The organism is Sphingomonas radicis (assembly GCF_051400635.1).
Classification (GTDB): Bacteria; Pseudomonadota; Alphaproteobacteria; order Sphingomonadales; family Sphingomonadaceae; genus Sphingomonas.
Genome location: NZ_JBLFFG010000005.1, coordinates 1 through 20,286 on the forward strand (window position 1 = coordinate 1; position 20,286 = coordinate 20,286).

The window sequence follows — 20,286 nt, forward strand, 5'->3', positions numbered from 1 at the left end:
GCACGATGCCCAACGGCAACGGCGCTGCGCACGACGACTGGGCTTCGTTCTGACCTGACCGGCCCAGCCACGAGCAAGGGGCGTCGCGGATACCCGCGGCGCCCTTTTGCTGTTCGGGCGCCCCAGACCCAACCGTCACCCCAGTCTTGTGCCGGGGCCCACCGGAAAGCAGGCGCTGGCGCAGGGGCCCCTTGGCAGCCGGCGAGGCGAAGTGGACCCCGGCACAAGGCCGGGGTGACGATGGATTGTTGCGAGCGCCGCTTTCTAGTGCGGCCCTCCCCAACGCGCACAAAAAAGGGCACCGCGGCATGGCCGGGCGCCCTTTGGGTTCGCGACAAGGAAAGTGTCAGGCGGCGAGCCGCTCGCCGCGCAGGCCTTCCATGATCGTCCGGTTGAGTGCGATCAGCTCGCCGATCGTCTCGCGCCCCGCGACCACGTCGCTGGTGAAGCGCTCGACCCACAGGCCCAGCGAGATGATCTGCGCGCGAAGCTCGTTGGGCAGGCCGTTGCCTGTCGCGCCGCAATCGGTCGCGAAGGCCGACCACATCTCGCGATTGCGGTGGAGCGAATGCATCAGCATCGCTCCTTTGAAGCCGTTGCGCTCGGCTTCCATCATTTCGCCGGTGATCTGGCTCATCAGCCGATATTCGGCTGCGCGGGGCGTTTCGGCCCGGCTGCGGGCCGCCTGATAGGCAGTAAGCGTCATGCTGGCTCCTTTGCTGACGCCTCTATTCTAGGACGAAATCGCCGGTTCGGTGCGAGCCCTTCCTATAAGATTCATGCGTCCACCCGATGCGGGCGCATTTCCAGGGAAACTGCATTGGCCGACTTCATCCTTCCGAACGCCCTGCCCCATGCGCTCGACGGGCGCGATGGGGTCAAGGCGCTCTCGCTCGATTGCTTCGACACGCTGCTGTGGCGCGACACGCACGCGCCCAAGGATCTGTTCGGCATGCTGCCGGATACGACGGTGTCCCAGCGCGCCTGGGCCGAAGAGCGGGCCCGCAATGCGGCGGCGCTGCGCCACCAGCGGCTGGAAGTCGGCATCGGCGACATCTACCGCGAGCTGCTCCCCAACGGCACCGCCGCCGAACGCGCCACCGCCGTGCAGGCCGAACTCGACGCCGAGGCGACGCATTGCTTCGCCTTCGCTCCCACCGTCGCACTGATGCGCGAGGCGAAGCGCCGCGGCCTCGAGATCTTCATCGTCAGCGATACCTATCTCGACGCCAGGCAGCTCTCCGGCCTGATCGCCGCCGCCGCGGGCGCCGATGTCGCCGCGCTGATCGACCGCGTCTTCTGCTCCTCGGCGTACGGCCTGTCCAAGAGCCAGGGCCTGTACGAACGCGTGCTCAAGGACGTGCGGCTCGCCCCGCATCAGATCCTCCACATCGGCGACAACAAGGGCGCCGACGTGGACGGCGTCGCCCGCTTCGGCGTCCCGGCGCTGCACCTGCGTCAGTTCGGGGAAGCGACCGAGCAGCGCCTGCGCCTCGAGGCGGCGGTGAGCGCGATGCTCCACCCGCACGCCCCCGGCCTCGCCGCCACGCACCAGCCGCACCGCGCTGCGCTGGCGGCCGCCGAACCCGGTATCACCGACGCAGCCGAGGCATTCGGCTTCGCGACGCTCGGCCCCGTCTTCCACGGCTTCGACCGCTGGCTTGCCGCGGAAGCGGAGGAATTGCGCGAGCGCAACGGCGGCAAGGTCCATTATCTGTTTCTGATGCGCGACGGCCATCTGCCGCGCCTCGTACACCAGGCTGCGGGCAACCCGGCGGCGGCGCACGCGATCGAGATCAGCCGCTTCACGGCGACCGCGGCCTCGTTCCGTGACGCGGAGACGATCGACCGCTACCTCGAACTCGAATTCGATACCGATCTGCGCGTGCTCGCCAAACAGCTGCTGCTGCCACCGTCCGAGATCATCGCGCTCATGAAGGATCTGCCGGAAACGGGCCGGCTCGCCGCCTTTGTCGCGGCGATCCGCAGCCCTGCGCGTTCTCGCTGGATCGTCAAGCAATCGCAGGCCTATGCCGAGCGGCTCGCCGCGCACGTCCGCAGCGCGGTGAACCCCGCCAAGGGCGACACGCTGATGCTGGTCGATCTCGGCTACAACGGCACCGTCCAGAACGAAGTCGAGCCGGCGCTGCGCCAGCTGCTCGGCGTCGAAGTGGCCGGCCGCTATCTGCTGCTGCGCGAGCAGTTCCGCACCGGATTCGACAAGCGCGGCTTCCTCGACGCGCGCCATTATGATGCGAGCACGCTGGAGGCGTTGTGCGCCAATGTCGCCGTGCTCGAGCAGGCCTGCACTGCCGCGCAGGGCTCGGTCGTCGACTATGAGGAGGATGGCACGCCCATCCGCCGCGCGAGCAGCATCAAGGGCCGCCAGAGCATGGTCCGCGACCGTATCCAGGCGGGCTGTGTCCGTTTCGTGCATGCGCAGCGGGCGGTGGTCGTGCGCGCCTCCCGTCCCGACGACGCGACGATGTGGCGCCGCGCCGCCGCCGCGGTGCTCGGCCGGCTGATGTTCCTGCCGATGCGGCACGAGCTGGCTGTCATTTCCGAGTTCGAGCACGATGTGAATCTCGGCGTCGATGCCACGGTTCCGCTGTTCGATACCGCCCTTGCGAAGCGCGGGCTGCTCCAGCGCGGTCTCTTCTACATGAAGGGTGCGCGGCGCATGTACCTCCCCGCCGAGCTGCACGGCGAGGGGCTGGCGATCAAGCTGTCCCTGCTCGCCCAGAAGCGCTTCGGGCTCGGGTTGAAGTTTGCCGATTTCGTGGACCGCTCCATCGAGCTCCCGGTGATCGTCGCCGATGGCACCCAGGCGAACACCACCATCGTCACCGCCACGCCGACGCACGACGGCTATTATCTCGCACCGATTCCGATCGGCGACTGCCGCTACTCGGTAGGCCTGCAGTTCGGCCAGCTTTTCGATTGGCTGCAGGTCGAAAGCGCCACGTTCATGCCGGTGGAAGACTTCCTGAGTGAAAAGGCCGCGCCTCCCGAGCGGCCAGCCATGCCCTCGCTCGAAGGCATGGAGCAGACCGCGCCGCATCTCTTCCGCTGCGAGGACGAGTTCGCGTTCATGATGGTGCCCCCGCCCCCGCGCGAGGACGACCGGCCGATGATGCTCGCGGTCGTGTTCCGCCCGATCGCTCCGCGCGAAGGCGCGCCGTCGCCCGCAACCGCCGACGCACGGCTCGCCGCGAGCGCGATTGCGTGAACGGCTGGCCGCAGCGGCTCGAAAATTGCCGGCGCGACCAGCCCGCCCCCGGCGAATCCTTCCTATAAGTCTGGGAAACACCAGAGAAAGAATATGGCACGGCCATGGTGATAGGCGTTGGTTTCCTCATCATCCTCGGATGCGTCTTCGGCAGCTTCATCTGGGCTGGCGGGAAGATGGACATCGTCCTGCATGCGCTGCCGCACGAGCTGATGGCGATCTGCGGCGCGGCGATCGGTGCGTTCATCGTCGGCAACTCGGTTGCGACCGTGAAGAAGGCCGGCGCCGGGATCATGCGCGCGTTCAGGGGCCCGCGCTGGAAGGCGCAGGACTATAAGGACCTGCTGACGGTGCTGTTCAGCCTGCTGGCCACCTTCAAGAAGGGCGGCCCGACTGCGCTCGAGCCCCATCTCGATGCCCCGGGCGAAAGCGATCTGTTCAAGCCTTACCCGCGCATCCTGGCCGACCACCATCTGGTGGAGTTCGTCTGCGATTATCTGCGGATGATGACGGTCAGCTTCGAGGACCCGCATCAGATCGAAGCGGCGATGGAAGCCGATATCGAGAAGCACCACCACGAGGAGCTCGGCCCGCAGCACGCGCTCCAGATCATGGCGGACGGTCTTCCCGCAATCGGCATTGTCGCGGCGGTGCTCGGCGTGATCAAGACGATGGGCTCGATCGACCAGCCTACCGAGATCCTCGGCGCGATGATCGGCGGCGCGCTCGTCGGCACCTTCCTCGGCGTGCTCCTCTCCTATTGCGTGGTCGGCCCGCTCGCCACCAAGCTGCTGGAGACGATCGAAACCGATTCCAAGCCCTATGGCATCGTGAAGACCGCGATCGTCGCCTACGCCCAGAACCAGCCGGTGCAGGTCGCGATCGAAATCGCGCGCCGCATGACTCCCTCGGCCTATGCGCCGAGCTTCCAGCAACTCGAAACCGCTCTCGACGAGGCCAAGAATGCACTCAACCCCGCAACAGCCTGAGGACGCGGCCGAAGACCGGTCGCTGCGCCTCCCCGTGCACGCCGCGACCGTGACCGCGGAGGACCTGCGCGTCCGCCTCGTGCTCGCCGCGGACTTCGACGACACGCTCGAGATCGACGCGTCGGAGGTCGAGAGCGTCGGCCAGGCCGTGCTCCAGCTCCTCGTCGCCGCCCGCGCCGAGGCGGCAGGTAACGGCCAGCCCTTTCGCATCACCAATCCCAGCCCAGCTTTCATCGATCGCGTGACCCGGTCCCGGCTTGCGGACGCGATCGGCCTCGAATCCGGAGACTTCCAGTGAGCAAGTTGATCCTTACCGTCGATGATTCGGCGAGCATGCGCATGCTGCTGAAGACCTCGCTCACGGCCCAGGGCTATCGCATCGAGAGCGCCAACGACGGCGAGCATGGGCTCGAGCGGATGCACGAAGTGCAGCCCGACCTGCTGATCACCGACATCAACATGCCCAAGATGGACGGCTTCGAGCTGATCGAGGCGGTGCGCGCGCTGCCTCAGTTCAAAGGCACGCCGATCCTGGTGCTGTCGACCGAATTCTCGGACGAGAAGAAGTCGCGCGCGCGTTCGGCAGGCGCCACGGGCTGGATCACCAAGCCGTTCGAAGCCACCAAGCTGGGGGCGGCGATCCGCCGCGTGTGCCCGTGAGCGACGAACTCGACGAAATCCAGGCGATCTTCTTCGAAGAATGCACCGAAGGCCTCACCGCCGCCGAGCAGGGGCTGTCGGCCATGCAGGCAGGCGATATCTCGGCCGAGACTATCGCCAGCGTGTTCCGGGCGGTGCACTCGATCAAGGGTGGTGCCGGTGCCTTCGGTCATGGCGATCTGACGGCGTTCGCGCACAAGTTCGAGAACGTCCTCGACGAGGTACGCGGCGGCAAGATCGTCCCCACTCCGGGCGTCATCAAGGTGATGCTGAGCTCGTTCGACGTGCTCTCCGATCACGTCGAGGCAGCCAAGGGTCTCGCCCCCCGCCCGAACGACGCTGCTGCGCTCGAACTGCTCGAGCAGGTGCTGGCGAACAAGGGCGCGTCCGACGACGCGCCGGCTCCGGTCGCGCCCGCGGCACCGGCGGCCGATCCCGCGCCGGCAGCCGAGATCGACGAATTCGGCTTCACGCCCGTGCTCGTCTCGCTGGACGATTTCGACGCACCGGCCGCTGCGCCGGCTGCCGAGGCGGAGGGTGCATGGACCATCCGCTTCAAGCCTTCGCGCGCCGCGCTCGCCAACGCGGGCGAGCCGATGCTCATCGTCCGCGAGCTGGAGAGCCTGGGCGGGGAAGTCGTGTCGGTCGACACGTCCGATCTGCCGCCGCTGCGCGAGCTCGATCCCGAGGATGCCTATTTCACCTGGGTGATCCGCGTTCCCGGCGACGTTGCAGAGATAGACATCGCCGACTGTTTCGATTTCGTCGCGCCGGATTCGCTCGTCGAGATCAGCCGGGACGCAGCGCCCGCGGCGGCAGAAGCCCCTGCACTGGGGGCGGCCGCGGCAGCGATCGATGATTTCATTCCCTTCGAGCCGGTTACCGCGACGATCGAGGACCTCGCCGCGAACATGCAGCAGGTGGTCGAAGCGATTGCCGCCGCGGCGCCCGCGCCGATGGCCGTCGATGCTCCCGCGGCCGCGCCCAAGCCGGCAAGCGAAGCCCAGCAGACGATCCGCGTCGATCTGGCCAAGCTCGATCTGCTGCTCAACCTGGTCGGCGAGCTGGTGATCCGCAATTCGATCCTGGCCGACCGTCTCTCGCCCGCCGATCGCCAGCGCGTCGAGCTGCCTGAGCTGGCGCGCCTCACGCGCCAGATCCAGGACAATGTCATGTCGCTGCGCGCGCAGCCGATCAAGCAAGCCTTCAGCCGCGTGCCGCGCATGCTGCGTGACCTCTCGGCAGAGACCGGCAAGCAGATCGAGCTGGAGACCGTCGGCGAGACCACCGAAGTCGACAAGGGCGTGATCGAGAAGATCGGCGATCCGCTCACCCACATGATCCGCAACGCCGCCGACCATGGCCTGGAGAGCACCGAAGAACGCATCGCCGCGGGCAAGCCCGCCGCCGGCACGATCAAGCTCTCGGCCGAGCAGAAGGGCGCGCGCATCTTCGTGCGGGTCCAGGACAACGGCCGCGGCATCAACCGCGAGAAGGTCCGCGCCAAGGCGGTCGAGAAGGGCATCATCGCCGCCGACGCCGTGCTCACCAACGAGGAGATCGACCAGCTGATCTGCGCGCCGGGCTTCTCGACCGCGGACAAGATCTCGAACATCTCCGGCCGCGGCGTCGGCATGGACGTGGTGCGCTCGAACGTGGAGGCCCTGGGCGGCCGCGTCGAGATTCACTCGGTCCCCGGCGAAGGCACCACCTTCACGATGGTCCTACCGCTCACGCTCGCGATCCTCGACGGCATGATCGTCCGCCTCGCCGGCCAGCGCTTCGTGCTGCCGCTCGCGCACGTGCTCGAAACCGTCCAGCCCGAGCCGGGCCAGGTCAAGCGCACCTCGCCCGACACCGAGGTCATCGACATGCGCGGCGAATATGTGCCCGTGAAGCGCGCGACCGAGATCTTCGGCCTCAACGACGACCGCCCTGTCGAGGACTCGCTGGTGGTGATCGTCGAGAGCGAGACCGGCAAGGTCGGCCTCGTCGTCGACACGATCGATGATCGCCGCGAGGTGGTGATCAAGAGCCTCGACCAGAACCTCCATCCGATCCGCGGACTGGGCGGCGCCACCATCCTCGGCGACGGCTCGATCGCGCTGATCCTCGACATCGAGGCGCTCGCCGCCTCGCCTTCCCCCCGCTTCACGCCAAAAGGACTGGCAGCATGAGCAATGACAACACCAACACGATCGATCGCAAGATCGTGACCTTCTCGCTGGCGCATCAGACCTTCGGGATCGACATGCGCGCGCTGATCGAGATCCGCGAATGGGAGGCGCCGACTCCGCTCCCCAACGTGCCGAGCTTCATCAAGGGCGTCGCGAACCTCCGCGGCAACGTGATCCCGATCGTCGGCCTCGCCGAGCGTCTGGGCTGGGAGCCCAGCGTGATCCACGCGCGCTCGTGCGTGCTGGTGGTCAACATCCTCGGCAAGCAGGCCGGCTTTCTGGTCGACGAAGTCAACGACATCGTCGGCATCGGCGAGGCCGAGATCCAGCCGGCGCCCGAAGTCGAGACGCTCGAGCAGAGCGTGATCGCGGGCCTCGTCCGTATCCCCACCCGTGCCAAGGACGGCACCCGGGACGAGAACGGCACGATGGTGCTGCTCCTCGATCTCGACTCGCTGAGCCTCACCAAACACCTGGACCTCGCGGCATGAGCCCGGCCGGCAGCGCCGCGGCGGCGCTGGCCGGCGGTAGCGGCACGAGAGTGGCGGCCCATAACGCGGAGCTCACGCCCCGCGATTTCGCCGCCATCGCCGCGATCATGCACAGCGACGCGCGTATCGCACTCAGCGAAGCGAAGACCACGCTCGTCCAGTCGCGCCTCGCGCGCCGGCTGCGCGAGCACGGCCTCGCGCGCTTCTCGGACTATGTCGCGCTGGTCCAGAGCGACCCGCAGGAACGCCATGCGATGGTGGTGGCGCTCACCACCAATCACACGCATTTCTTCCGCGAGCCGCACCATTTCGATCATTTCCGCGAGCATGTGCTGCCGGTGCTCAAGCGCAAGCAGGGCCCGGTGCGGATCTGGTCCGCCGGCTGCTCGTCGGGCGAGGAAGTCTATACGATCGCGATGTGCCTGCTCGGGCCGGACCGCACGTCCGCGACCTGGCTGCGGAACGCCGACGTCCGCCTGCTCGCCACCGACATCGCGCCGCACGTGGTCGAGGCGGTTCAGCGCGGCTTCTATGCCGACAATGTCGCCGCCGGCGTGCCCGAACCCTATCGCAGCGCCTGGATGCGCCCCGCGCAGGGCGGGTTCGTGATGGCCGACGAAGCCCGACAGCTCGTCACCGCGCGCGTGCTCAACTTGTTCGAGCCCTGGCCGCTCAAGGCCGCCTATGACGTGATCTTCTGCCGCAACGTGATGATCTATTTCGGCGATCCGGCGAAGGAGGAGCTCGAGGAGCGGTTCGTCAACCAGCTCGCGCCCGGCGCGCACCTCTACATCGGCCATTCCGAGCGGCTGATCGGCGCCGCTGCGGGCCGGATGCGCTCGTGCGGCCACACCATCTACCAGAAGCCGGAGGCCCATAAGTTGGAGACGGGGGGATGACACCGGTTCGAACGCTCGTCGTCGACGACAGCGCCTCGATGCGCGCCACGCTCAAGCGCATGCTCGCGGCCGATCCCGAGATCGAGGTCGTCGGCATGGCGCCCGAGCCCTACACCGCGCGCGAGATGATCAAGACGCTCAACCCGGACGTGCTCACGCTCGACGTCGAGATGCCCGGGATGGACGGCCTGTCGTTCCTTGAGCGGATCATGCGGCTCCGCCCCATGCCCGTGGTGATGTGCTCGACGCTCACCGCGCGCGGCGCCGAAGTCACGATCGAGGCATTGCGCCTCGGCGCGGTCGACTATGTCACCAAGCCCAGCGGCACGCCCGAGGATATCGAGCGCGACGCCGATCTGCTGTGCCAGAAGGTCAAGGCCGCCGCCCGCTCCACTGCGCGCGCCGGGCCGCAGCGCCTGCCCGTCCAGCCCGCCGTGTCCGGCGCCGCTCAGGGCAAGCTGATCGCGATCGGCTCGTCGACCGGCGGCGTGGAGGCGCTCTTCTCGCTGCTTCCGGCGCTGCCCGACGATTGCCCGCCCGTGCTGATCGTCCAGCACATGCCGGTCACCTTCACCCGCAGCTTCGCCGAGCGGCTCGACCGCGAATGCCGCGTCCGTGTCGTCGAAGCTGCCGACGGAATGCCGGTGACGCCGGGAACCGTCTATATTGCACCTGGGGGGGAAAGCCACATGGAGCTCTCCGGCGGAGTCAGCGGGCGCATCAAGCTGCGTCCCGGCGATCCCGTCGCAGGCCATCGCCCTTCCGTGGACGTGCTGTTCCGTTCGGTCGCTCCGCTGGGCGCCGCGGCGGTGGGTGCGATCCTCACCGGAATGGGTGCGGACGGGGCCGAGGGACTGCTGGCGATGCGCCAGGCGGGCGCCCGCACGCTCGGGCAGAGCCGCGAGACCTGTGTGGTCTGGGGAATGCCGCGCGCAGCACAGTCGCTGGGCGCGGTGGAAAAGGAAGTTGGTTTGTCGGGCATGCCTGAGGCGATCCTCAGGGCATGCCGTGAAAAGATTGGGAGCGTTTGATGCCTGCTGCTGCAGCGATCAAGGTTATGGTCGTGGACGACCAGACGAGCATGCGTGCGATGATCCGCCGCGCATTGCAGGATCTGGGATTCAAGGACGTGCGCGACAAGCCGAGCGCGCCCGAGGCGCTGTCCGCGATCAAGAGCGATCGCGTCCACCTCGTCATCTCCGATTTCAACATGCCGGAAATGGACGGCCTCCAGTTCCTCGAGGCGGTCCGCAACGATCCGGTGATCGGCAAGACCGTGTTCATCATGCTCACCGGCTCGGCCGACAAGGAGATCGTCCAGAAGGCCGCGGCGCTGGGCGTCAACAACTATGTCGTGAAGCCGTTCGCGCCCGCGGCGCTCAAGGAAAAGATCGAGCGCGTCTTCGGCGAGCTCACCTGATGCGGCGGGTGTCGATCGTCCAGGGAGAGAATGCGATCGTCGCCGAGCCGCAGGTCATGATCTCGACGCTGCTCGGGAGCTGCGTCGCCGCGTGCCTCTACGATCCCGTCGCCCGGGTGGGGGGCATGAACCATTTCCTGCTCGGCGAGCCGAATGCGGACCACCGCGTCTCGTCCGGCGACATGCAGCGCTACGGCGTCCATGCGATGGAGCTGCTGATCAACGGGATGATGGCCACCGGCGCCGCGCGCAACCGGCTGCGCGCGCACCTCTACGGCGGCGCGAACATCGTCTCGGGCCTGGGCTCGATCGGCTCGTCCAACGCCGCCTTCGCGCGGCGCTTCATGGAAACCGAGGGGATCGAGATCGCGCACTGCGACCTCGGCGGCACCTCCGCGCGCAAGGTAGAGTTCCTTCCGCACGAGGGCCGCAGCCGCTGCACCAGGGTCGCCGAGCGCGTGCCCGAGGCCCCTCCCCGTCCCATCCCCGCGCCGGTCCGCGGCGGCGAGCTGGAGTTGTTCTGATGTCGTTCGTTCCCGTCGCAGCCAATTCGGACGCCATGGATCCGCTGCCCGGCTTCGATCCCTATTCGGCCGTGCTCCACAGCGTGATGGCCGGCGAGCTCCGCGAGATGCGCGACAGGCTGGAGAGCCTCGCCGAAGTGCTGGTGGGCGATCCGCATTTCGCATCGGCCTATCTCGAGCAGCTCCAGACCTTCGACTATCTGATCCAGCACGCCGACGAGTGCGTGAACCTGCTCGAGCGGATCGCAGGCGGCCAGGACTCGCTCACCGCCATCGGCCATGTCCGGCTCGGCGCGGTGCAGGACCGGCTGCGCGCCGCGTTGAAGGTGCGCTGAGATGGCGGCCCCCGGCGCGAACGATCGTCCGATCGTCATCAAGCGAGTCAAGAAGATCACGCGCAGCCACCACGGCGGCGCCTGGAAGGTCGCCTATGCCGATTTCGTGACGGCGATGATGGCCTTCTTCATGCTGCTCTGGCTGATCGCCAACCCGGACAAGGAGCGGCTGCGCGGCCTCGCCCAGTATTTCTCGCCCGCCGTCGCCGACTCCGCACCCTCCACGCCCGTCCAGGGCTCGTCCGAGGGTGCCGGCGGCGTCAGCCGCAATTCCTCGACCGACACCACGCGTGCGCAGGGCGTCCCCACCAGCGCCGCCGCCACGGTCGGCGCGCGCCGCGGCGGCACCGCGGACATCCCCGATGCGTCGATGCGCGTGATCGCGACCGAGCTCCAGATCGCGCTCGACTCGATCCCGCAGGATCGCGCCGACAAGCGCAGCGTCGAAGTCGAGCCCTCGCGCGACGGGCTCCGCATCACGCTGATGGACACCGATAGGCAATCGATGTTCCGCGCCAACACCGCCCAGCTCAACCCCTATGCCCGCGCCATGCTCGCACAGGTGGCGGGCAAGCTCGTCAAGTCGGGCACCCAGATCTCGATCGAGGGGCACACCGACGGCACCGGCGGGCAGAGCGACGCCAACTGGCGCCTTTCGGGCGAGCGCGCGCTCGCGGCACGTTCGGCGCTGATCGCCTCGGGCCTCTCGGCAGACCGCTTTGCCGAGATCGTGGCGATGGGCGCGACCAAGCCGGTCTATCCCGATCAGCCGGGCCGCGCCGAGAACCGCCGGATCACGATCGTGCTCCGATCGGAAGCCTCGGCGCTTCCCACCGACGCCAGCTTCAAATTCTAGAGGACCGGCCGATGAAGAAGATGCTCTTCCTGATCGCGGTGCTGCTGGCCGGCCTCGGCCTCGGCGGCGGCGCGGCAATGGCGACGGCGATGCTGCTCGGGCCGAAGGGAGCCGCGACGGCACATGCCGACGCCGCGCCCACTTTCGTCGATGCCGGCAAGGTGCTCGCGCCGCTCGTCTTCGCCGATGGCCGCCTCTCGGGCTATGTCCAGTTCCAGATCCAGCTCCAGGTCCCCGAGGACAAGGCCGAGTTCGTGAGCGCGCGCCTGCCGCTGCTGATGCACGCGATCAACATGCGCACCTTCCGCACCCCGATGGCCGCGGGTCCCGACGGGCTCCTCCCGAACATCGACTTGTTCCGCAAGGTGGTGCTCGATTCCGCGCCCGAGGCGTTCGGCCGGGGCGTGGTGCGCAAGGTGGCGGTGACTCAGGCCACCCCGGCCTGACCCACTGGGGTTGTTTACCATCCGCCAGGAAATGCGCTCTTCCGCGCATTTCAGACGGGCTCAGAAGTTCTTAACCATCCTTCGTCTATTCCACGAAGGGCCAGCGAATATATCGAGGCAAGCCTAGTGGGTTCGACCGAAACCAGCCTGATATCCGAACAGGGCCTGCCGCTCGATCGGCCCGAACGCGTCGTGACGACCCTCCTGGTCGGCAAGCTCATCTGCGATCGCACCGGCGAACGGCTCTGCCGCGTCCGCAACATCTCGGCGTCGGGCATGGCAGTCGAGACCGATGGGCCGCTTGGCTACGGCAATCTGGTCACGGTCGAGCTGCGCAGCGGCGAACGGCTCTTCGGCCGGGCGGTATGGAGCACCTCGGGCCGGGCCGGCGTCGAATTCGCCGAGCCGGTCGACGTCGAACGCATCCTCGCCGAGGCCAAGGCCAATCGCAGCGCGCGCACCCGCAGCATCCTGCGCAACGCCCATTCGCCGCGCTCCCCCCGCTTCGAGGTCCATTGCCCCGCGCGGATCATCAACTTCGATGAGACGCACGACGTGGTGGTCCAGAACATCTCGCAGAGCGGCGTGATGATCCAATGCCCCGAGCAACTCGAGCTCGACACCCAGGTGGTGCTCACCATCGCCAGCCTCGGCTCCCGCCGCGCCACGGTGCGCTGGCGCAAGGGCACGTCGGTGGGCATCTCGTTCATCGAGATCATCCCCTATCACGAACTCGCCGGCTGGCTGGGCCATCTGGGAACGAGCAACTAGAGCCGCTATGGCTATGCGGCGAGCGGCTGCTTGTGATGGCTAGCTCCCGTTCCCCAAAGTCCGTCATGCTGAACTTGTTTCAGCATCCACCGCGTCACAAGCGAAGACATCGCGAGCGGAGAATCGCCCCCGAAACAAGTTCAGGGCGACGGAAAATGAGGGCTGATACCGCGGCTTGCGTGAGCTGACCGGCTGCTATCGGGTGGTTAGGCGACAGGCAGCTTTGCGGCGAGGCGCGGCGGAAGCGGTCCTTCAGGCATCGGCATCATCCAGCGAGAAGGTCTCCCGCTCAATTTCCATTACTGCACCCCGCATACGCTCGTGAGCGCAGTCGAAGTGCGCGTAAATCTGCTGCGTCGGCGCTTCAACGGCGTCGCTCCATAGAGCGCTCAGACCTATATGAAGCGCGTCGGTATGCTCGCGCGAGATGCCGTTGCCGCAGAACCAACATTCGTAGCCATCGCCTAGCAGCACGTTTGCCAGACCCGGATTCGTGTCCACGGCAGTCAGCATTTCCTCAAGGGCGGCACGATCACCGGTCGCCAGAGCTTCATCAAAGGTGGGAAGCAATCCCGCAACAAAAAGCCGCTCGTTCAGCGTCATTCCAGAGAATCGTTCCTCGCTCATCGGTGGATGCTAGCGTTCGCTTGCAGGCAGCACCACCGTAGCCGTAAACGGCAACCATTGGGGCGTAAGCCGACATCCTAAATCCGCTGGAAAAATAGGATTTGATCTGCTTTTGTTCCTGTCGTGGGCAAGCAGCAGAATCTGCATCGATCGCACTGGGTGGCGCGGGATCGCAGCGCCAGCGCCGCGTCGCCGCCGCTTCGTTGCTGCGTGGGTGCCGCGTCATCGCTGCCTAGGTACCGCGTACCTGCCGCGCCGCTGCTTCGAACCTGCTGCTTCGGTCGAAACCGCGTTATCGAGTCAAGCAGGTCAACCGCTCGGGTCAATCCTGCACCGTGCGAACGGGCAGCCGATGGCTGCATGCTCGGCGGTATGGCAGCTCAGCCTGTCCGGTGACGCGCGGCTCCAAAAAACACGCGAGGGTGTCAAGCGAGTGTCAACCGTCACAAGGCCGAAATCACCGCGGAACCGCAGAAATCCGCCCTTTTCTCAACCAACCAAATGGTTGGATGCCGGGCAAATTGCCAACCATCCGATTGGCTATCCTGGCCGGCCCCGGCGCCCTGCGCTCACCCGCTGGTGAAGCTCTTCACCAGCGATCCGGCGACCAGCGCCCAGCCGTCGACGAGCACGAAGAAGATGATCTTCATCGGCAGCGATATCGTGGGCGGCGGGAGCATCATCATGCCCATCGCCATCAGCACCGCGGCCACCGCCAGATCGATCACCAGGAACGGCAGCAGCAGCAGGAAGCCGATTTCGAACGCGCGGCGAAGCTCGGAGATCATGAAGGCCGGCGCCAGCGTGCCGAGCGGCGTCGCCTCGCGGTTCGGAATCTGCTTGCCTCCCAGCTCGGCGAACATCTTGAGGTCGCTGTCGCGCACCTGGCTGAGCATGAACTTGCGGAACGGCTCGGCCGTCCGCTCGAACGCCGCCTGCTCGGTGATCGCGCCCTTGGTGTACGGATCGACGCCGTCGTTCCACGCCTTCTCGAAGGTCGGCGCCATCACGAAGAACGACAGGAACAGCGCCAGGCTGATGATCACCGGGTTGGGCGGCACGCCAGGCGCGCCGATGCCGGTGCGCAGCAGCGAGAGCGCGACGACCATGCGAGTGAAGCTGGTGACCGTCATCAGCAGCCCGGGGGCGAGACTGAGCACGGTCAGCATCAACACGAGCTGGATCGCCCGTGCCGAAAGCTGGCCGCCGCCGGGTCCGCCGCCCAGGTTGATGGTGGTGCCGCCGGCTGCCTGCGCGTGCGCCGCCACCGGCAGCAGCACCGCGAGGACTACGGCGGTCTTCACGATGCGTTTCGCCATTGTGGCGAACCACGCCCCCTGCCCCGTTTGGCCTGAGCCTGTCGAAGGCCGGCTTCCTCCGGGCAAAGCGCTTGCGACTAGGCGCCCCCTTCGACGCCGCCTGCGGCGTCGCTCAGGACAGGCTTCGACAAGCTCAGGGCGAACGAGGTTTGAATCAGCCATCGAGTGCCTCGCGCACCGCGGCGCGGTTCCAGCGCTTGGTGTCGCGCGGTCGGCGGGTGCGCTGGCGGGGAGCAGCATTGGGCAGCGGGTCGTTGGCGGGGGCCCTGGCGCGTTCGTCGTTGGCCGGAGTCCTGGCGCGCTCCTGCGCTGCCGCAATGAACTTCGCCTGGGCGACCTGGATCGTCCGCGGCAGCTCGACCAGCTTGCCGAACGCCGATTTCATCGCCGCGAGATCTGCCTCCACTCGGGCGGGCGTCGCCTCGGGCGCGGCCGGGGCCGGCGGCGCGGTGATTCCGGTCTCGAGCACGGCATGGCCGTCCGGACCGATCAGCACCAGATGCTCGCAGCCGTCGCGGCGGATCAGCGCGACCGAGCGCTTGCCGTCCACCGCCAGCCGCTCGACCAGCTCGATGCGCTTGCGTCCGGTGCTCCCGACGCGGCCGGGCAGCTTGATATCGTACCGGCGCACTGCCCACAGCGCGCCCGCGAGCATGCCCAGCACCACGCCCAGCGCACCCAGCGTGCGCAGCATCGACAGGATATCCATCAGTGGCGCTGCTTCTTCACGAGTTCGGAGATTTCGAGCGACATCAGCTCGCCGTCGACGAGGATGCGGCCCTTGGCGACGAGCTCGCCGTTCACATAGACCAGGCTCGGATCGTCCTGCCCGCAATCGAGCGGGATCATCGCGCCGCGGCTCATCTGCAGGATCTGCCGGATCGGAACTTCGGCCGAGCCGAGGACGATCGACATCTCGATTGTGATACCTTCGAGTACGGACATGCGTCTCCCTTTCAGGAGGACTTATAGGAACCTTTTTTCCGCCCCCGGCGCCGCATGCGGCAAAAATTGCCTATTATGCTGCTGTCGGCCGCTTTCGGCCTTCCGGGAGCCCTCATGGACCTCAAGACTTCACTCAATGTCTCGGCTTCGGGCCTGCGCGCCCAGTCGCTGCGCATGCGCGTGATTGCCGAGAACCTTGCCAACCAGGACTCGGTCGCCACTGCGCCGGGCGGCAATCCCTATCGCCGCCGCGTCGCCAGCTTCTCGGCCGAAGTGGACCGCGCGACGGGCGCCACCGGCGTCAAGATCAACACGATCCAGACCGACAAGTCGGATTTCACTCGCGTCTATCAGCCGGGCCACCCGGCCGCCGACGGCGAAGGCTATGTGCTCAAGCCCAACGTCAACAGCCTCGTCGAGACTGCCGACATGAAAGCCGCGCAGCGCAGCTACGAAGCCAATCTCAATGCGATCGAGGCCGCCAAGAGCCTGACGATGCGCACCATCGACCTGCTGAAATAAGGGAAACACCAATGTCCATCGGTGCACTTGATGCGACGGCCGCCTATGGCCGCGTCGCAGGCCTTGGCAGCGCGGTCGGCAAGCCCGCCGCGGGGCATGCCGAAGAAAATGGCAGCGGCTTCGGCGCGCTCGTCGAGAACCTCGTCGTCGGCACCGCCGATCAGATGCGCACCGCCGAAAAGGCATCGGCGATGCAGGTCGCCGGCAAGGGCGATCTGATCGACGTGGTGACGGCGATCGGCGCCGCCGAGACTGCGCTCGACACGATGGTGGCAGTGCGCGACCGGGTGGTCAGCGCCTACACCGAAATCATGCGCATGCAGATCTGAGCCATGTCGCCCAGTGAGGTCGTCAGCCTCGCCGAGGCTGCGCTGATGGTCGTGCTCACGGTCGCGGGTCCGCTGCTGCTGACTTCGCTGATCGTGGGTGCGCTCATCGGCCTGCTCCAGGCGCTGACGCAGATCCAGGAAGTCACGCTCACCTTCGTGCCGAAGATGCTGGCGATGGGCCTGGTCTTCCTGCTGATGCTGCCCACCATGGGCCGCGCGCTGGGCAACTTCATGACCAAGATCAGCGATTTGATCATAACCGGATGATCCTCCCGCCCGATCTCGAGCTCCAGGTCAGCGCCTTCTTCATCGTGTTCGCGCGGGTGGGAGCGGTGCTGATGCTGCTGCCGGTGTTCGGCGAGGATTCGATCCCCGGCCGGATCCGGCTGATGATCGCCTTCGCGATGTCGGCGGCGCTCTACGGCGTGCTCGGCGCCCCGGCGCGCGCCGCGGTCGAAGCAGGTGCAGTGCTGCCCGCGGTGCTGGTGCTGGAGCTGATGACGGGGCTGGCGATGGGCATGATCGTCAAGATCCTGTTCTATGCGATCTCGATCGCCGGCTCGATCGTCTCGATGCAGATCGGGCTTTCCTCGGCGATGATCTTCGACCCCGCCCAGAGCGGGCAGGCGCCGCTCCTTTCCAAGTTCGTCGGGATCGCTGCGGCGCTGGTGTGCATGGGAATGCAGGTCCACCACCTCTGGCTGGGCGCGATCATCAACAGCTACGGCAGCTTCCCGATCGGCGGCATACCGCCGGCGCATGATTTCGCCCAGCTCGCGATTTCCGCAGTCGGCCGTTCGATGACGCTCGGCATCAGCCTGGCAGCTCCCTTCCTCGTCTATGGCATCGTGTTCAACGTCGCGCTCGGCCTTGCCGCCCGCGTGGCCCCCGCGATCCAGATCTTCTTCATCGCCCAGCCGCTCAACCTGCTGCTCGGCCTCGCCCTCGCCGCCGCGACAATCGGCGCCATGCTCACTGTCTTCGGCCACGCCATGGGCGATGCCATGCAAGGGGGCTGGTGATGGCGGGCGGCGGCGAAGACCAGGAAGACAAGACACACGATCCGACAGACAAGAAGCTCGAGGACGCCCGCAAACGCGGCGAGGTGCCGATGGCGCCGGAGATGCGCCACGCGGCGATGTTCGTCGCCGCGATCGTGGTGATGGGCGGGCTCGGCACGCTCACGCTGCAGCAGATGGGGGCGATGTTCGTCCGGCTGTGGGGCGGCGCCGAGGACTTCCCGCTCACACCAGACGGTGCGCAGGATTTCGCCACTGGCATTTTCGGAGCGATCGCAACGGCGATGACGCCGGTGCTGGCGGCGATGTTCGGCTTCGCGCTGCTTGGCGGACTGCTCCAGGGCCGGCCGATGCTGGCCTGGAAGCGCGTCGCACCCAAATGGTCCAAGCTCAATCCGGTGAGCGGCCTTCCGCGCCTGTTCGGCAAGCAGGCGCTGATGGAGTTCGCCAAGACCTTCCTCAAGATCTGCCTGGTGGTGGGGATCGCCGCGACGATCGCCTGGCCCCATGCCTCGGGGATCGACCGGCTGGTCGGCGCGGACCTGCAATCGGCGGGTGCGGCGGCGAACGACATCGTCGATGCGATGCTGCGGCCCATTGCCATGCTGGTGGGAGCGCTCGCGCTGTTCGACTTCGTCTGGCAGCGGCGCGTCTTCCTCAAGAAGATGCGGATGAGCCTGCAGGAGATCAAGGACGAGTATAAACAGTCCGAAGGCGATCCCAAGATCAAGGGCAAGATCCGCCAGCTCCAGATGCAGCGAGCCAAGGGCCGGATGATGGCCAACGTCCCCAAGGCCAGCGTCGTCATCACCAACCCCACTCACTATGCCGTGGCGCTCCAGTACGACCATGGCGTCATGGCGGCGCCGGTGGTGGTGGCCAAGGGCGTCGACGCCGTCGCGCTCAAGATCCGCGAGATCGCCACCGCCAACAACGTCCCGCTGGTCGAGAACCGCCCCCTCGCCCGCGCGCTCTATGCCTCCGCCGAGCTCGACCGGCCGATTCCGGTGGAGCATTACGCGGCGGTGGCCGAAGTGATCAGCTACGTGCTCAAGATCGCCAAGGCCCGGCGCTAGGGCCTCGCCAGCGCTTCGCACAGCCGGTCCGTCGCCAGTGCGATCCGCGATTCCGCCGTCGAACGGTTGGACGGATCGTTCCGTACCCCGCGCGTCTCGGTATTGAACGCGAGCAGGCTGCCCGCGCGCTGCTCAGGACAGAGGCTCAGATAGGCACGGAAGCCGTTCTGATCGCCATTGTGCCCCACGAAGCGGACGCCCTTCCCCTGATCGATGAAGAAGGACAGGCCGGCCTGGGTAGTCTCGACCATCCGGCCCTGAGTGAAATCGTCGCCCGCGGCGATCTGCGGCTGCCACATCTCTTCGATCGAAGCGCGCTTGAGGACCAGGTCATATTCGGGCCGCGCTGGACTGCCGAGCAGGAAGGCGACGTACTTCGCCATGTCGGGCAGGGGCGCGTTGAGACCGCCATTGGACACGGTCACGCCGGTATCGACATCGAACGGCGCCGCAACGCGCTTGCCGTCGCGGATGTAGTAGCTGCGCGCGCGGTGGCGCAGCAGGTGCGGCGGCGTGCGATCGAAATAGCTGGCGTGCATGCCCAGCGGCCTGAGGATGTTCTTGTCGACATAGACTTCGAAATCCTCGCCCGAGAGCCGCTCGATCACCTGCCCCAGATAGACGATCCCGGGATTGGAATAGCCGAAGCGCGTGCCGGGGCGGAACAGCAGCTCGGTATAGGGAAGCATCGCCGCCAGCTGCGCCCAGCTCCGGGGTTCGAAGGGCTGCCACTCCTGATCGCGCCACGGCCAGGTGCCGCTGCGGAAACCCGCGCTGTGGCTCATCAGCTGCCGCAGCGTGATCGCGCCGGTGTCGCCGAACGGGTTATGGACCTGCGCGAGCTCGGGCACGTAGCGGACGATCGGATCGTCGAGCGACAGCAGCCCGCGGTCGCGCAGCTGCATGATCGCGATGCCGGTCATCGTCTTGGTGATCGATGCCCAATGATAGATGGTGGCGGCATCGACGGGGACGTGCGCCTCGGCGTCCTGCTCTCCCAGATGGTCGGCGGCCACGATCCTGCCGTCGCGGACGAAATAGAAGCTGCTTCCGGCGATCCCCGCGCGCCGCACTTCGGCCCGGTGGAGCTTGCGGAAATCGGTGAGCGCAGCGTCATAGGCGCGCTCGTCGGCCGCGGCGGGGCCGGCGAGCGGTGAGGCCGCAAGCAGGAGCGTGGTGGCGAGCGCGCGCAGCATATCGGTCATCCCCCGGTTTCGACGCCGCCAACCTCGCGGGCGCGCCGGGCGGAGGCAAGCCGGAATCGCGCCGGCATCGGGCTCGGCCTGCCAACCGGATGGTTGGGAAGCGCCGCAATTGCCAACCTTTTGGTTGGATCGAAAAAGCGCGGATTTCTGCGGTTTTCGGGCTATTTTCGGGACGGCGGCGGTTGACCGCGCTTGACTCGAAAACCTGTTCTGCGAGCCGAGCGTCAACCGGATGCACAGGCCCGCTGCGCGGGGCTGGCGGGGTGCGTAGATCGAACGCCCGGCGACAGGCGATTTACCCGCGCGGTTGACTCGGTTGACTCGATATGACCTTTTTTCGGCGGAAGCGACGCCGAAGCGCCAGCGAAACGACACCAAAGCGACAGGCACGCGACACCGACGCGCCAGCGGCGCTACACCCGCGCGACAGCGACGCACCACCGACGC

The 20,286-nt window shown here is 67.0% G+C and carries 25 protein-coding genes; 19 read left to right on the forward strand and 6 right to left on the reverse strand.

Annotation, left to right across the window (positions count from 1 at the left end):
* Window positions 1-346: 346 nt before the first annotated feature.
* Window positions 347-706 carry a flagellar biosynthesis regulator FlaF gene (gene flaF, locus ACMGDH_RS15665; protein ID WP_436828909.1) on the reverse strand — a complete coding sequence of 120 codons (360 nt, stop codon included), beginning with the start codon at window positions 704-706 and terminating at the stop codon, window positions 347-349.
* 114 nt (window positions 707-820) lie between these two features.
* On the opposite strand from flaF, the gene ACMGDH_RS15670 reads away from it, so the two are divergent.
* From ACMGDH_RS15670 to ACMGDH_RS15735, 14 genes are all read left to right on the forward strand, one after another.
* Window positions 821-3,229, forward strand: a complete 2,409-nt coding sequence (locus ACMGDH_RS15670; RefSeq protein ID WP_436828910.1) for an HAD family hydrolase — start codon at window positions 821-823, stop codon at window positions 3,227-3,229.
* 104 nt (window positions 3,230-3,333) lie between these two features.
* Window positions 3,334-4,218, forward strand: a complete 885-nt coding sequence (gene motA, locus ACMGDH_RS15675; RefSeq protein WP_436828911.1) for a flagellar motor stator protein MotA — start codon at window positions 3,334-3,336, stop codon at window positions 4,216-4,218.
* Entirely contained in the window at window positions 4,193-4,516 is a 324-nt protein-coding gene (locus ACMGDH_RS15680) for an STAS domain-containing protein (protein WP_436828912.1), read from the forward strand. The genes motA and ACMGDH_RS15680 overlap by 26 nt, the downstream gene beginning before the upstream one ends.
* The gene (locus ACMGDH_RS15685; RefSeq protein WP_436828913.1) at window positions 4,513-4,878 is read left to right on the forward strand and encodes a response regulator; all 366 of its coding nucleotides are present in this window, start codon (window positions 4,513-4,515) and stop codon (window positions 4,876-4,878) included. The genes ACMGDH_RS15680 and ACMGDH_RS15685 overlap by 4 nt, the downstream gene beginning before the upstream one ends.
* Complete coding sequence (locus ACMGDH_RS15690) at window positions 4,875-7,055, forward strand: chemotaxis protein CheA (protein ID WP_436828914.1); 2,181 nt, start codon at window positions 4,875-4,877, stop codon at window positions 7,053-7,055. Before ACMGDH_RS15685 ends, ACMGDH_RS15690 begins: the two co-directional genes overlap by 4 nt.
* Window positions 7,052-7,546 (forward strand): chemotaxis protein CheW, encoded by a 495-nt coding sequence (locus tag ACMGDH_RS15695; protein ID WP_436828915.1) that lies wholly within the window; start codon window positions 7,052-7,054, stop codon window positions 7,544-7,546. The genes ACMGDH_RS15690 and ACMGDH_RS15695 overlap by 4 nt, the downstream gene beginning before the upstream one ends.
* Window positions 7,543-8,445, forward strand: a complete 903-nt coding sequence (locus ACMGDH_RS15700) for a CheR family methyltransferase (RefSeq protein ID WP_436828916.1) — start codon at window positions 7,543-7,545, stop codon at window positions 8,443-8,445. The genes ACMGDH_RS15695 and ACMGDH_RS15700 overlap by 4 nt, the downstream gene beginning before the upstream one ends.
* Complete coding sequence (locus ACMGDH_RS15705; RefSeq protein ID WP_436828917.1) at window positions 8,442-9,476, forward strand: protein-glutamate methylesterase/protein-glutamine glutaminase; 1,035 nt, start codon at window positions 8,442-8,444, stop codon at window positions 9,474-9,476. The genes ACMGDH_RS15700 and ACMGDH_RS15705 overlap by 4 nt, the downstream gene beginning before the upstream one ends.
* Window positions 9,476-9,865 (forward strand): response regulator, encoded by a 390-nt coding sequence (locus ACMGDH_RS15710; protein WP_436828918.1) that lies wholly within the window; start codon window positions 9,476-9,478, stop codon window positions 9,863-9,865. Before ACMGDH_RS15705 ends, ACMGDH_RS15710 begins: the two co-directional genes overlap by 1 nt.
* Window positions 9,865-10,389, forward strand: coding sequence for a chemotaxis protein CheD (locus ACMGDH_RS15715; protein WP_436828919.1), 525 nt, complete (start codon window positions 9,865-9,867; stop codon window positions 10,387-10,389). The genes ACMGDH_RS15710 and ACMGDH_RS15715 overlap by 1 nt, the downstream gene beginning before the upstream one ends.
* A complete protein-coding gene (locus ACMGDH_RS15720; RefSeq protein WP_436828920.1) occupies window positions 10,389-10,724 on the forward strand; it encodes a hypothetical protein in 336 nt (111 codons plus the stop codon). Before ACMGDH_RS15715 ends, ACMGDH_RS15720 begins: the two co-directional genes overlap by 1 nt.
* A gap of 1 nt (window position 10,725) precedes the next feature.
* Window positions 10,726-11,580: a flagellar motor protein MotB gene (locus ACMGDH_RS15725; protein WP_436828921.1), complete on the forward strand. Its 855-nt coding sequence runs from the start codon at window positions 10,726-10,728 to the stop codon at window positions 11,578-11,580.
* An 11-nt stretch (window positions 11,581-11,591) separates the two neighbouring features.
* The gene (locus ACMGDH_RS15730) at window positions 11,592-12,026 is read left to right on the forward strand and encodes a hypothetical protein (RefSeq protein WP_436828922.1); all 435 of its coding nucleotides are present in this window, start codon (window positions 11,592-11,594) and stop codon (window positions 12,024-12,026) included.
* A 126-nt stretch (window positions 12,027-12,152) separates the two neighbouring features.
* Window positions 12,153-12,797, forward strand: coding sequence for a PilZ domain-containing protein (locus ACMGDH_RS15735; RefSeq protein WP_436828923.1), 645 nt, complete (start codon window positions 12,153-12,155; stop codon window positions 12,795-12,797).
* A gap of 252 nt (window positions 12,798-13,049) precedes the next feature.
* Here the strand turns inward: ACMGDH_RS15735 and ACMGDH_RS15740 are convergent, their stop codons facing one another.
* The 4 genes from ACMGDH_RS15740 to ACMGDH_RS15755 all read right to left on the reverse strand — a co-directional run bounded on the left by ACMGDH_RS15740 (window position 13,050) and on the right by ACMGDH_RS15755 (window position 15,688).
* Entirely contained in the window at window positions 13,050-13,400 is a 351-nt protein-coding gene (locus tag ACMGDH_RS15740) for a hypothetical protein (RefSeq protein ID WP_436828924.1), read from the reverse strand.
* Between the two features lie 593 nt (window positions 13,401-13,993).
* Window positions 13,994-14,743, reverse strand: coding sequence for a flagellar type III secretion system pore protein FliP (gene fliP / locus ACMGDH_RS15745; RefSeq protein ID WP_436828925.1), 750 nt, complete (start codon window positions 14,741-14,743; stop codon window positions 13,994-13,996).
* Between the two features lie 154 nt (window positions 14,744-14,897).
* Complete coding sequence (locus ACMGDH_RS15750) at window positions 14,898-15,452, reverse strand: flagellar biosynthetic protein FliO (RefSeq protein ID WP_436828926.1); 555 nt, start codon at window positions 15,450-15,452, stop codon at window positions 14,898-14,900.
* On the reverse strand, window positions 15,452-15,688 hold the full coding sequence (locus ACMGDH_RS15755; RefSeq protein WP_436828927.1) for a FliM/FliN family flagellar motor switch protein: 237 nt from the start codon (window positions 15,686-15,688) through the stop codon (window positions 15,452-15,454). Before ACMGDH_RS15755 ends, ACMGDH_RS15750 begins: the two co-directional genes overlap by 1 nt.
* Window positions 15,689-15,802: 114 nt before the next feature.
* Between ACMGDH_RS15755 and flgC the strand changes: the two genes are divergently transcribed.
* From flgC to flhB, 5 genes are read left to right on the forward strand one after another with little or no spacing between them, the layout of a single operon-like run.
* Window positions 15,803-16,210 carry a flagellar basal body rod protein FlgC gene (gene flgC, locus ACMGDH_RS15760; RefSeq protein ID WP_436828928.1) on the forward strand — a complete coding sequence of 136 codons (408 nt, stop codon included), beginning with the start codon at window positions 15,803-15,805 and terminating at the stop codon, window positions 16,208-16,210.
* An 11-nt stretch (window positions 16,211-16,221) separates the two neighbouring features.
* Window positions 16,222-16,539, forward strand: coding sequence for a flagellar hook-basal body complex protein FliE (gene fliE / locus ACMGDH_RS15765; RefSeq protein WP_436828929.1), 318 nt, complete (start codon window positions 16,222-16,224; stop codon window positions 16,537-16,539).
* A gap of 3 nt (window positions 16,540-16,542) precedes the next feature.
* Window positions 16,543-16,806, forward strand: a complete 264-nt coding sequence (locus tag ACMGDH_RS15770; RefSeq protein WP_436828930.1) for a flagellar biosynthetic protein FliQ — start codon at window positions 16,543-16,545, stop codon at window positions 16,804-16,806.
* Window positions 16,803-17,561: a flagellar biosynthetic protein FliR gene (gene fliR, locus ACMGDH_RS15775; RefSeq protein ID WP_436828931.1), complete on the forward strand. Its 759-nt coding sequence runs from the start codon at window positions 16,803-16,805 to the stop codon at window positions 17,559-17,561. The genes ACMGDH_RS15770 and fliR overlap by 4 nt, the downstream gene beginning before the upstream one ends.
* Complete coding sequence (flhB, locus tag ACMGDH_RS15780; protein WP_436828932.1) at window positions 17,561-18,634, forward strand: flagellar biosynthesis protein FlhB; 1,074 nt, start codon at window positions 17,561-17,563, stop codon at window positions 18,632-18,634. Before fliR ends, flhB begins: the two co-directional genes overlap by 1 nt.
* Here the strand turns inward: flhB and ACMGDH_RS15785 are convergent.
* Window positions 18,631-19,839, reverse strand: coding sequence for a serine hydrolase domain-containing protein (locus tag ACMGDH_RS15785; protein WP_436828933.1), 1,209 nt, complete (start codon window positions 19,837-19,839; stop codon window positions 18,631-18,633). The two genes, flhB and ACMGDH_RS15785, sit on opposite strands and share 4 nt — an antisense overlap.
* Window positions 19,840-20,286: the final 447 nt, after the last annotated feature.